9 protein-coding genes are annotated in these 13,349 nt (G+C 44.6%); all 9 read right to left on the bottom strand.

Translation table 11 applies throughout. The features are described 5' to 3' along the window. Position 1: 1 nt before the first annotated feature. Genes AC59JO_RS07110 through AC59JO_RS07070 form a run of 9 tightly spaced genes read right to left on the bottom strand, consistent with a single transcriptional unit; the run spans position 2 to position 13,347 of the window. Positions 2 to 2,467: a glycoside hydrolase family 2 protein gene (locus AC59JO_RS07110; protein ID WP_497304378.1), complete on the bottom strand. Its 2,466-nt coding sequence runs from the start codon at positions 2,465 to 2,467 to the stop codon at positions 2 to 4. Between the two features lies 1 nt (position 2,468). Continuing rightward, complete coding sequence (locus tag AC59JO_RS07105) at positions 2,469 to 3,308, bottom strand: SMP-30/gluconolactonase/LRE family protein (protein ID WP_497304376.1); 840 nt, start codon at positions 3,306 to 3,308, stop codon at positions 2,469 to 2,471. Between the two features lie 30 nt (positions 3,309 to 3,338). Further along, positions 3,339 to 5,417, bottom strand: a complete 2,079-nt coding sequence (locus AC59JO_RS07100; RefSeq protein WP_497304374.1) for a glucosidase family protein — start codon at positions 5,415 to 5,417, stop codon at positions 3,339 to 3,341. A gap of 5 nt (positions 5,418 to 5,422) precedes the next feature. Further along, entirely contained in the window at positions 5,423 to 7,027 is a 1,605-nt protein-coding gene (locus tag AC59JO_RS07095; protein ID WP_497304372.1) for a glycoside hydrolase family 28 protein, read from the bottom strand. 2 nt (positions 7,028 to 7,029) lie between these two features. Continuing rightward, positions 7,030 to 8,247: a glycoside hydrolase family 88/105 protein gene (locus AC59JO_RS07090; RefSeq protein WP_497304370.1), complete on the bottom strand. Its 1,218-nt coding sequence runs from the start codon at positions 8,245 to 8,247 to the stop codon at positions 7,030 to 7,032. Between the two features lie 17 nt (positions 8,248 to 8,264). Further along, positions 8,265 to 8,729: a c-type cytochrome gene (locus tag AC59JO_RS07085; protein WP_413668006.1), complete on the bottom strand. Its 465-nt coding sequence runs from the start codon at positions 8,727 to 8,729 to the stop codon at positions 8,265 to 8,267. Positions 8,730 to 8,736: 7 nt separating this feature from the next. Continuing rightward, entirely contained in the window at positions 8,737 to 10,020 is a 1,284-nt protein-coding gene (locus AC59JO_RS07080; protein WP_497304368.1) for a PQQ-dependent sugar dehydrogenase, read from the bottom strand. 13 nt (positions 10,021 to 10,033) lie between these two features. Then, the gene (locus AC59JO_RS07075; RefSeq protein WP_497304366.1) at positions 10,034 to 11,590 is read right to left on the bottom strand and encodes a rhamnogalacturonidase; all 1,557 of its coding nucleotides are present in this window, start codon (positions 11,588 to 11,590) and stop codon (positions 10,034 to 10,036) included. Between the two features lie 47 nt (positions 11,591 to 11,637). Next, complete coding sequence (locus AC59JO_RS07070; protein ID WP_497304364.1) at positions 11,638 to 13,347, bottom strand: RagB/SusD family nutrient uptake outer membrane protein; 1,710 nt, start codon at positions 13,345 to 13,347, stop codon at positions 11,638 to 11,640. Positions 13,348 to 13,349: the final 2 nt, after the last annotated feature.

Raw genomic sequence — 13,349 nt, 5'->3', positions numbered from 1 at the left:
ATTAAAGGTTTATAAATACGGTTTGTAATCCCGGCGATTGTACGCCGACGACACTTTTACCATTTTGGGTTTGCACTTTTATAGTAGCACGCCCGTTATAAGCCTGCACTTTTCTTGATCCGCCGGATGTGCCCAGATCATCTTGTAGGATGCCATCTCCGCTTAATGAAAAACTGATCCAGTTCACGGCATCAAGGCATTGGACACCATTTTTATCTAAAACCTTCACTTGCACTGTGGCAAAGCCATTTTCGTCGGCTATTTTCTCCAATATCAGCTTAGCAGGCTTGTCCCATTTCTCGGTTTGATACACCTGGTTGATCTCATCTGTTACTATGGTTTTTCCTTTTTTGGCTACTACGCGGATATTATTGGCTCCTTTTTTAAAGGTCACCACCCAACGCAAACCGGCGGCCGGAAAATCCTGGCTGTTACGTTTTTTTACACCGTAGCTTTTGCCGTTCAGAAACAGTTCGGCCGTTTCACAGTTAGAATAAACCTTAATCACTTTCTGCTCGCCATCGTTTCCCCACCGCACGGGCCAGGTATGGCCATAAATATGTGCCATAGGTTTGGTTGCCCAATACGATTGAAAAACGTAATACGATTCCTTTTTGGTCATGTCCCGTTCCAGAACGCCTTTTTGGTTCATATATGGTATCGGATTATCAGGCCGTAAGGGTGTAGCAAAATCTTTGAACACCCAAAAGGCAGAACCGGTGAGCCAGGGCATTGTTTCCTGCTCTTTCAGATGCCAGTCGAACAGATTACAGATATAGCTTTCGCTCCAGTCACCGTCTTTTGAAACCCGTGAGTCTCCGCCAGAAAGTGATGCGTCTCCTGCACGTTCATCGGCACCGCCGCCAGTTTTAATATTTACAAAAGCTTTATCGGGATCTTCCGAATGCCTCAATGCATGGCTATCCCCTCCCCACTCTGCATGAAAAAAGTGGTTCACTTTATTAAACTCATCAAGGGTAGTTTGCTTGTACTCGTTATAAATACCCCGGTACCAGCCTGCCCATATAGAAGGCGAATACACATCAACTATATCCTTACAAAAATCACAGCGGCGAATGGTGGTTTTGCGCGATGGATCAAGCTTATGGGCCCGATCATTTTGCTCGCTCATAAATGCCCTGATCTTTGCCTTGTCAAACTCCGGGAAATCCCCTTCCCAATCGTTCTCGTTCCCCAGTCCCCATAAAATTATGGCGGGATGATTATAATGCTGCTCAATCATATTGGTAAGCATTTGCCGGGCCTGGTTTTTATAAGCTTCTCCTCCTAAACCGCCACGGCACCAGGGTTCTTCCTCCCAGACTAAGATCCCCAGGCTATCGCACAGGTTAAGTACAATACGGGATTGCTGGTAATGCCCCAGGCGAATGAAGTTCACGCCCATATCCTTCATCAACTGCATTTCCCGCTTTATCATGTCCTCTGTCATGGCAGCGCCAACACCAGCCTGATCTTCATGCCGATGAGTACCTCTTAACAATAAACGTTTGCCGTTCAGCATAAAAGGGCCATGATCAACAAATTCAAAATTCCTGAACCCTATCTTTTCTTTTTGGGTATAGATGCTTCCGCTTGTACGGGCAGTAACTTCAACAGTGTACAATGCAGGATGATCCGGCGACCATAATTGCGGTTTTTTTACTATAAATGAACCAATTGGTAAATCCCCTTTGGTGGATGATAAATTATATTTTGATTGCTGAATAACTTTACCTTGCGGATCAATGATTTTGATGTCACCTCCGACTGCATTGATATTTTCAGGATCATAGATCCGGATACCTACATTTAAGCTACCTTGTTTACCATCCTTATCAACCGCTGCTTTGGCAAAAACCTTATCCAATGAAACAGCCTGTACGTATACCAAATTGAGATATCGATAAAGCCCTCCGTACACCGTAAAGTCCGACAAACGTGAAGGAATACTTTCCAAATCACGCGAGTTGTCGCATCTTATCTCGATAGGAACACTACCCTTAAATTGAGTTTGGCAAATCTCCGTTTTCTTAAAATCATCAACAGCCTCGGTTATATCCACTGTCCATTCATCATACCCGCCCAAATGCGAGCCTACCTTCGTATTATACACATAAACATCCGTTTTTTGCCCGGCACCTTCAAAATGCAACAGTGTACGCCCTCCCGTATACGGATTATTAATGCTTACCTGTGTACGGTACCATCCCGGCCCCTGGTAGTAGTTCACATCGGGATCAACCGCATCACGTGCGTTAAAACAATGTGGAAGCGTTACCTGCTGCCAATGCGGAACATCATGCGGAATGCCTTTATCTTCCGGGCGGATAGCCTCCCAGATTCCGCCTAAATCCCGTTGCAAAAATTCCCAGCCGTTATTTAAACGGGTACTTTGCTGCGCGAATAAAGTTTTAGTACTTAAAACACAGATCATTATTAAATACAGTTTCAGGTTTTTCAACTGCATATTAACGGGTGATTAGTTTATAAGCCACTACCTTTTTTCCGAAAAACGTGGGCACATACAAAATATGGTTAACGGTATCGTAACCCAAATCGGCAGTATTCATCTTTTGTGCCTCCGAATCAAGCAGGGTTTCTATTTTGCCATCAGCTGTTACATAAAATATATGGCCCGACCAGCAGGTGATCAAAAAATCGCCATTGCCAACAGGCTCAAGTCCATCACCTCCGCAGCTGAGCGTAGTAATTTGGGTTAAATTACCTTTGCTATCAGCTTTCATGAACTTTGGCCCGCCGAGGATATAAAGATCATTACCAATAGCTTTAAGACCGTTTACACCATTTACATTGGTTAAAAAAGTAGTTACCTTACCTTTTTCAATCCGGTGGATCTTTTTGGTTTTACTGTCGGATACGTAAACTATTCCTTTTTCATCCACAGTAATATCATTTAGCATTTTTGCGCTGTCAACCGGGATCTTATTGATCACTTTACCGGTTTTGATGTCAATAACCACCACTTCCGACAGGTCTGCCGCGTACAATTGATCACCAACCCGCCCGAGGCCTTTGGGGGAGTTTAAGCCGGTTGTAAAATCAAGGTTGATGATCTTTCCATCCAGCCCGATCTTTGCGACCCCGCCTTTACCATCAACAGCGCTGGGGTTTCCTTCAATTTCTGATACATATAAGATCTTCTTTTTAAAGTCAGGTAAAACCGATTCCGGGATCCGCACTACGGTATCCGTTTCCCAAAGTTTCTCCAATTGATGAGTTTGAGCAAAAGCGCCCTGTACCATAAATACAATTAAAGCAGGCAATGTGCATTTCAATATTTTTTTCATAGCTTGTGTTTTTATAAATCAAGATACAGTTTATAACACGACTGATTGCGTTGCTCCATCAGTTATCCTGTATTTAACCACTTTGTTACTTTCTATAATAGAGATAAGCAATTTCGCTTTATCTATCCGTGAAATTTGAAGATCAAAAACATGGCCGAATGCATGAATATTATTCAAAGCCATCTCGTTCCATCCCTTTGGTAAACGGGGGGTACAGTTAAAATTGCTGAAACCTGTCGGCCTGATACCAAATAAGCCTTCGGTAAAGATCCTGCAATAAAGCCCGCTCTCGGCCGATAAATGCCTTTGATTACCTTCGGGATAAGCTTCTACCGGGTAAGGGACATGTTCGCCTAACAAGCGTCTGCGTGAATAATATCGTAGATAATCCATTGCTTTTTCGGTTTTGCCTGCCTGCAATACACCTCGAAGCGCGTACAGCGTTGAACGGTCCCAAAAGGTTTCTTTACCCGCCTGTGTGGCTAAGCCGTCGGCTGTCCATAGGCGGGGTGAAAACAGGGCTTTGATAGTCCCCTCGCTCCGGTCTAAAATGCCCATAGTAAGCGGCAGGCAGATCCAGGCACGCAATACATCATTAGTTTCGTAGTATTTGTAAGTTTCAAAGCCTTCGATAGTTGCCCCGAAGTACTTCTCAATATTACCTTTAAGTGTAGCCGCCTGTTTTAAATACTCATCCGTTTGCGCTTTTGGCTGATGCAATTGTTTGCCAAGGTATGCCGCGGAGATCAACGCATCATAATAAAGACTGTTTGTTGACAGATTGGCTTTACCAGATGGGAAGCGCCCTTCCAGTTCATCATGATCAGATGTAACTACCCCCTGATCATTCAGTTTCCGGTGGCTGTATTCCAAACACCAGGTGATAAGCGGCCAGAGCTTTTTGGCAGAATCGGCTTTACCATAGGTTAATGCATATCTTGATGCTCCATAGGCAATCATGGCCTGGTCGCCCCGGTCGCCGGCACCTTTCCATACGGCGTCGCCCTCGGCTACTATTGAGCTGGGGATTGGTTTATACTCCGGGTTCATGTACTTTGCAAATAGCCGGTAACAGTTCATTGCCGAGAGGTTGCCTATACTATCTCCGGAAAAAGCGAAAAACGGACTGATATATTCTGCCTGATCGTTTGCCCAGATGGCGGCATAGTAAGCAAGCCCGCCGGGGCCGTGCAGGTAACCAGCTTTGGTTTTATAAATACTCTCCGTACCCCTGATTTTGGCAAAGGCGAACGCGGTGTTTAATAAAGTGTCCGGTGTTTTTAATTGCAGTGGCGATAAAATGGTATTTATACGGCTTTCACGGGCTATTTCTTCAGCATCGGCGTCAATTTTAACAGGTTGGGCAGGAAAATCCGTAGCCAGGTAATAAACTGAAAAGGCAGTATTTGCTCCGGGTTGTACTACCCTGCTGCCATGATCAACAGAACCCATAATTACCGAATGGGGCCTTACTTTGCTTTTAGCGCTATCCGTCCGTACCTCACGGCGCAGATATTCCATAGTAACGGTAACAGGTTTATCCGTTATGTTGGTAAACACAAACTTTTCAATTACCAGTGGTTTGTCTACAGATGGAAAAATACTCCGGTCTATTTTTACCAGAGCCGGATTACCTGCCGCGGCGGCTATCCTCATAATCCCCTTATGGCTGATACCGGTGACATTGTACGAAAGATCACCTGATTTTTTCCCGTTGGCCAGATCTGTCTTGAGCTTACGGTTATTAACAAAGAACCGTGGCAACTCATTATCCTGAAATGTATAATCAATGTGGGTGCGGGTGCCATCGGGCAGCATCCTGAAGGTTGGGAAAACAACGGTACGTGAAACCGAAGCACTGCCGGCGCTATCCAATCCATACTGCACCCATACAGATACCTTTTCGCCCGACATTTCAATATGATCGGTATGGGGCAAGCGGCCGTTGATGGCCCATTTGATACTTCCATCCGACTGGATAACCCAGCGATCTGTTTGCGCGGGCAAAGTAACCTGTTGGGCATAGACCATAAAAGGGAACAAAAATGTCAGGAGTGCTAAAAATATCTTATGTGTGTTTATCTCCATTTGCTGTATTCGATTGCTCATTAATATTAATTTGAAATGGCAGTGCCTGCTTGCAGACCGGCAGATAGGTCGACTTTTTTTTGTATGCCCGGTGTTTTATTTTTCAGGATCCTGATGTCACCGCTTGCATTGCCTTCAATACGCACAAATGCATCGGCAGAGCCGGCAACGTTGGTATTATTGATGTAAGCTCCGGCAACATTATCTAACCTGATCACAGCCTGGGCCCCTGTAGTTTCAGGAATTACACAGGATTTAAGTTCAATGTTTTTCCCGTCCTCACAAATGAAAGCCGGCCGGAGGTCATTATGACTTAATGTGAATTTTACATTATCAAGTTTTAATCCTTCTACATGACGTGCCCATACGCCATAGGCAGGTACCAAGGGGCCAAATGTTTTTACTTCGGGGTACTTATCAATAGCTTCCGGTACAACCTGCCGGGCATTTTCTTCAGTTCCGCCACCTGCAAGGTTTATCCCGATATTTTTTAAAGTAAGCCCTTTAATATTATGTCCGGGGATGCCGGTTATCAGTATCCCTGAAGGTGGCATCAGTTGCGCGTTATCCGCTGCTTTTGCCTTTACATTTTTTATGGTTACGTTTTCAAGCGTTCCTATTGGCTGCTGCGTATCCTGGTCTTTGCGAAACACACTTAACCTTGCCCCTAAACGGATCAGGATGGGCGTTTTTACTTCAACCATGGTAATATCATCAATTTCAACGTTCCTGATATTTGCACCATCAACAGAAAGCAGCTTGATCCCTCCATTGGCTGTATCATAGATATAACATTTTGAAATGCTGATATTTTCAAATGGTGCCATTGATTCGGTGCCGATCTTGATGGCCCCCTGGCCGCTTTTTAATCGCAAGCCCGAGATCACAATATTCCGGCAGGCCATTTTGCTTGATGTAGTTTTAAAACACAGGGCATCATCGCCGCTTACCACATCGCAATTTTTGATAGTTACATCCTGGCAGCCGTCTATATCCATGCCGTCATTATGGGCAACTCCCCTGCTTTCAATTTTTACATTTTGAATGTTTACCTGTTTGCATTGAAAGTAATGTGAGGTCCAGGCGGCTGAGTAATTTAAAGTGACTCCCTTTACCGAAACATTTTGACAGCGTACAACCCGTAATAGAAAAGGGCGCCTCCCCCAGCGCTGTGATTCGGCGCGGGTATCAGTTAGTATTTGCTGCGCTTTTAATTTTGATCCTTGCCCATCGATAATACCCTCGCCTTCAATACTGATATTCTTTTTATCAACAGCTACAACCAACGCCCAGCCCACGCTAATGCCAAGGCCCTCAACAAAAGGATCGAGGTTTTTATAGTCGTTAACATCGGTACTCCCTAATAAAATAGCGCCTTTATCCAGATGAAGGGTAATATTATCATTCAGTGCAATGGTACCTGTCAAAAACACCCCTGAAGGAACCACCACTTTGCCACCACCGCTCTTATAACAAGCGTCAATGGCTTTTTGAATAGCTTCGGTATTTAAGGTAGTACCGTTCCCGGTAGCTCCGTAAGCCGTAATATTCACATCGGCGGCAAACAAATTAAAATCAGATGCCAGCACTATTACGATAATACATAACAAAAACCTCGTTAGCCTCTGCATGGTTATTTCTTCTTTTCGGCTTTAAGCATTTCTGTTCCGGCTAATAACAAAGCGCCTAAGCCATGAGTATCGTTGAGTTCGGTTGGGCGGGTGTAATAAAATTTAATATCCGTATCCATATTGGTACCAATACAAACATCCTGCAATTGCCCCTCAGCAGTTACTTTTGAGGCCAGGCCTTTCCATCCTTCACGGGCAATGGCTATATATTTTTCATTTATCCAGCCCTGGTTTACAGCCCTGGCTACCGCGTAAGTGTACATAGCAGTGACTGATGTTTCAAGGTATGAATCGGGCTTGTCCAATAACTGGTGCCACAAACCGGTTTGATCCTGGTAGCGGGCGTATCCCACTATTTGTCTCAACAGCAATTTAATCAGCTCTGCACGTTTTGGGTGGTTTGCAGGTAAATTGTTTAATAGTTCAACCTGTGCCATGGCTATCCAGCCATTGCTGCGGCCCCAGTGGCCTACACCATTGGTTTGATCATCAGCATAATAATTATGGAAGAACAGGCCTGTTGCCGGGTCATAAAGGTATTTGTTAAAATTCTCAACCTGCTTAATGGCATCATCAAAATATTTACTATCGCCGGTAAGTTTGCCCATACGTGCCAAAAACGGAATACTCATAAACATATCATCGGCCCAAAGGGTACCAAAGCGGGGCTGCGGACGGGCAAGTGTACCATCAGGCAAGCGCATTTGTTTAGTTAAGATATAATTGGCAGATCTTTCTAAATAAGCCTTATAATCCTTTCTTTGTGCGAGGGCATCCACATCAAACAATCCGGCCGACATCGCGCCGCAGGCATCAAGGTTGGTGATATTAAATACAGAACCATATTCAACCTTACCTGCTTTTGCTTTATAAAGCGTTTCGAAATAATTAAGGTTGTCAAAAATGAATGCAAAATTGTGAAGAGAATAGTCTGAATATTTTTTGTCGCCAAGCACATCCGCGGTTTGCATCATGCCAATGGTTAAAACACCATTTACGTATGCCCACTTATTGTATTTACTGTCAACCTTAAGATCTGCCGATGAAGCCAAACCTTTTGTTGAATTATATTTTTCATTTGTTTTGCTATTCACAAACTGGAAAGAAGTTTCCTTAATAACATTATCGGCAACTCGACGCACAACATCGCCGGTATTTACGTCCTGCCCAAATGCTGCCGACGTGCAGGCAATTAGTAATAAGTATAAAAATGATTTCATTTTAGCTGTTTTTGGTGTTAGATATTTTTAATAGCCGTCTTCTTTTTGTTCTTCGCGCGAACCGCCTTTACCTGTGCTGCGGTAATCGCTCCACCCTTGTTACCGAAGCTTTTCCTTACATAAGTTAGTACATCAGCAATTTCACGATCTTTTAAAAAGTCATGCGCGGGCATCACATTTGAGTATGATTCGCCGTCAATATCAACGTTTTCTGAAAATCCGTTGAGCACCACTTTAATTAGCTGTGTATGATCGCCCGTTACATAAGAAGTTTTGATTAATGGCGGGTTCATATTTGGCACACCACCACCATCGGCCTGGTGACAGGTTAAACAATGATTTACATAGACAGCTTTGCCATTTGCTATTGACGCAGCCAGCCCTGTAGCCGGCTTCGCTTTTGTTTTTGTCCTGGTTTTAACCTGCGCCCTTAACTGGAAGCAGCTAAACGCAAAAAAGAGGATCAATAAGTATTTAGTCATTTGCTTATTACTTTTTAAGGTAGATAATACGGTAAATGGTACCTTTTGAATCGTCCGTTACATATAATGAACCATCGGCACCCTGGGCAAGACCGCAGGGACGATGATCGGCACGCCCGGCAGCCGTTTTCTCGGGCGAACCTGAAAATCCATCGGCAAATACTTCCCATGCGCCATCAGGTTTTCCATTTTTAAATGGCTGAAAAACCACAAAATATCCTGCCTGCGGTTCAGGCGCCCTGTTCCATGAGCCGTGAAATGCTATAAAGGCGCCGTTTTTATATTTCGCCGGGAATTGGTTTCCGGTATAAAATAGCAAACCATTAGGGGCCATGTGTCCTGGATAGGCGGCAGCCGGATCAAGAAACTTTGCATCAGCTTCTTTCTTGCCATCGCCGCCATATTCAGGGGCCTGGATCTTTTTATGCTGGATCTGGTCATAATACATATATGGCCAGCCTGCATTATCGCCTTTTTTAAGGGCATACAAACACTCGGCAGGTAGCTCGGCCGATTGTTTGGTGGTGTAGAGCTCGGGCCATGAACTGTTCAGGTTATCCCTGCCGTGCTGCATTACAAAAAGCTGGTTATCCTGCTGGTTCCAGTCCATACCAACCATATTCCTTAAGCCGGTTGCGAACCGTACACCATCGCCGTAGGTTTGATTTAATTTATCAGTTTTAAACTGCCATACCCCACCCATGGAGTCCAGTATCGGACATCCCGGTATGCCCGGCGAATGCAGGCCGCGGTCTTTTTCCTGGCAGGAGTTGAACCAGGCTCCTATGTTTACATAGATATTGCCATCGTTATCCAAAGCAAATGATTTGGTTTCATGCTGGCGGCCCGCCTTCAACCCGGTAATGATTTTTTCGGGCTGATCGGGGTTGATCACTTCATTTTTATCATTTACCTTATACCTGAAGACCTCGGTATTTGACGATGCGTACAGGTACCCGTTCTTTAAATAAACCTCAGTACCACCATAAGTACCAAAGCCCGATTTAAGTTCAGCCTTACCATTGGGCGCTTCATGAAATACTAAGATCCCCTTCCCTTCTTTATTGGGTTTGGCCAGCTTTACATAAATATCGCCCTGCGGCGTAACTACTAAATGCCGGGCCTTTGCACCGGTTTCGGCAACTTTAAGGGCGCCGAAACCTGCAGGTAATTTTAAGCCCGCGTTATCAGTATCGGGCACTACTTCCGGTCCTGGTTTCAGGGCATAAAGCATGATGCTTACAGGCAGTAGTGTAAGGATCATTGCCCATTTAAATAGTATACTTTTCATGCTAGTTATTTGATTATAATTCTTTTTTATTGGCATTCGCCAGTTTAGTATCTGCTATCGGGCGGCTGTTATAAATATTGAAATCCTTTACCTCATTTAACACAAAGGATGGCGAGCCAGCCGCTTTTTGCGCCTTGATATGTTGAAAATCGGCTCCGGTTACATGATCGAGTATAAATGGCGGACGAAAATCATCCGAGATATAGCTAACTTCCACATCACTCACTTTCAAATCTTTGACGTTGCGGATAAAGAAACCGTAGGAAGGCATCGTACCGAAACGATATGGTTCCGGGTATTCTTTTTCAAGCGAAGGAACTTCACGTGCAGATTGCTCTTTTGTTCCTCCGCCTTTATAATAGATCCGGATATTGCTTAACCGCAAATCTTCAATATCATGGCCGGGGATCCCGCTTATAATAGCCCCATGCTTGCTATCAGCATTATAACATACCACATTGCTGATAATCACACGCCTGAGCGCCCCCACAGGTGCACTTTCCGGCCCGCGCATGCGTGCACCAAGCCTTACAAAAATTGGCGCATTAACAATGTCCCTCATTGTGATATTGGTGATAGTGACATCCTCTAAAAGCGCGCCGTCAACAGTTTCAAGGGCCAGGCCCCGGCAGTAATCAAATACGCAGTTTGAAATGGTGACATTCTTAAAACCTCCGTTTGATTCGGTACCCATTTTTATGCGGCCCGTAGGGTTACCGTCCGAATATTTTTTTTCATTACGGGTAAAAGTACCGGCCAAAAATGAGCCCTCATCATAGCCGCTTACCTGGCAGTTGGTAATGGTAACATTTTCGGTAGCCCTGGCAAATCCAAGCCCGTAGGTGCTTTTCAAACAAATACCATCATCATAAGGCGAGTTTATACTGCAATTTGAGATCCGTACGTTACGGCAGCAATCAACATCCATACCGTCGCGGTTGGTATCCATTTTTACATTATCAATAGTAAAATTGTCTATCCCCGTCGCCAGGATCCCAAACCAGCCGCCATGCAATATGGAAATGTCCCTGATAATTACATTACGGCATAAATAAAGACTGATGGTTTTGTTAGGGCGTTTATCGTCTTCGCCTTTATTGCTCCGCACCAAATCCTTTCCCCAAAGGGTACCGGGACCCAATATGGAAATATCATGCAGGTTTTCGCCCCAGATCAGGCTGTTATGCCAGTGCCTGTGCCCAAAATCCTGGTAGTTATTATCGATTTTGGCTTCGGGCTCGTCATAACCAGAACTGGCTTCAATAGGCGCGGCTATTATGGTAGCTCCTTGATCGATATACAGGCTGATACCGCTTTTCAGATGAATGGAACCGCTTAAATAATTTCCGGCCGGAAAATAAACTGTTCCGCCACCAGCCGCTGCTGCAGCCTCAATTGCTTTATTGATATTTTGGGTATCAATGGCTTTTCCATCGCCCTTTGCCCCATATAACTTTACGTTATATGGGGATGTTTCGGGCGATGCATTACCATTTGCCTGCGCTTCAATAAAACAAAAAGGCAAAAGAAAAACTAAAAGAATACGAAGTATCGTGTTGTGTTTTTTCATGGTATTTTTATCGCTTGCGTTTATCTACACGTTTAATTTACCCCGGCCTACCAGCCCGGATTTTGCGGATATGGAGTACCTGTAATTGTTGCATCAATTTGGGTTTGTGGGATAGGGCGCAGTACGTGGAATGGCTTAATATTAGCTTTGCCGTCTGTATTATGCAGTTTTACCCTTTCCAGTAATTTACCTGTCCGAGCAAGGTCAAGCCAGCGCACAAGCTCACCGCACAGTTCTCTTGAGCGTTCGTCCAAAATGAAATCCAGTGAAAGCTTATCAACAGTGATATCCATTGCTGCGGCGTTGCCCGAAGGATAAGCAGCCCTTTCGCGGATGGCATTGATATAAGGCACCGCGTCTGCCGCACGACCATCCATAAATAATGCTTCGGCAGCAATTAAATAAGTCTCGGCTAAGCGGTAGATAATAATCGGCCTGCTTGAGGGTGAATTTTGATCGGGACGTTTAGTGTCAAAATACTTAATCATAGCGGGCGACAAAGCAATGCTGTATTTAGCAGGCGGAATAACCTGGTAACGATACTTTGCAATTTGAGCTGAGGTCATAGCATAACCGGGCATCCATATAGCAGTATCGCCCACTGTAAATTTAGGAGCACCAGGTTGCGCACCAGCTGGAGCCCCGGCCGGCAGTGGATTAGACCAGGTAGGTATTGAGGCAGCATTATTACATAACCAGGCTGTTTGAAACGTTTTATTATAACGCTGGTCATTAATCCTTTCGCTAAACACGGTATCAGTAAGCCAATGGGTAGGCACCACGCGGATGTAAGGACGCCCGTAAAGGGTACTGCGTTGCATGCCGGGTTGCACCTCATACTTCGGCACAAATAAATGGCATAGCAGGTTATCCGGGCCGCTGTTGTTTTGTGTAGCCGAACCATTGTAGGCCAGTGTAGTGGTATGCTGTACAGTCCAAAGTATTTCGCTGTTGGCCTCGTTACCTTCGGCAAAAACCTTTCCAAAATCCTGCTGCAGCTTTAAGCTACCTGCAGGCGCAACATTGGTGATAAGGTCAATTGCTGTATTGTAAGCATTTTTATAATCATCTGCCTGTTTGGCCGATGAGCCTGCCCTTGTTAAGTATACTTTTGCAAGCATATGCATTGCTGCGGCTTTTGTTGCCCTGCCCGGCTGCACGCCGTTGGTTAAAGGAGTTGCAGGAAGAGCCGCTATGGCATCCTTCAAGTCCTGAACGATAAAATTATAAACATCAGCCATAGGGGCCCTGGTGGCTGATGTTGTGGGTACCGACTGGAATGTTTTATTTAGAGTTACATCGCCCCAAAACTGAACTAATATAAAGTAATAATTTGCCCGCAAAAATTTGGCTTCACCAACCATGCTTGCTGCCGATGTGGCGTCAATACCGGCCGGAACGCTACCAATCAAACCGTTACAGGTGTTGATATAGGTGTAACAGTTTTTCCAGATCGTGGCAACAGTACCATCGGCAGTATTAAAGTTACTGTTGTATTTCACCATGCCGTTGTTACCATCGTTACCGGCAATAAATTCATCGGTGCCGGGAACGGTCATTTCAAAATAGGTATCCGGGCCCCAAATAGTTCTGAAACCTGCGTAGGCTGCAGTGAGGCCGGCTTGAAAACCCTGGCTTGTTGTAAAAAAAGTTGGGGTAAGTGTTGATTTTGGATCTTCTAACAGTGTTTTTTTACAAGCTGTAGTTGCAAGACCTAAAAACAAACAGGTGTATAAATATATAGATATCCTTTTCATCT

Source organism: Mucilaginibacter sp. A5337 (assembly GCF_059690695.1).
Note: the sequence above shows the minus strand (reverse complement) of the source record. Positions and strands in the feature narration are given on the sequence as shown.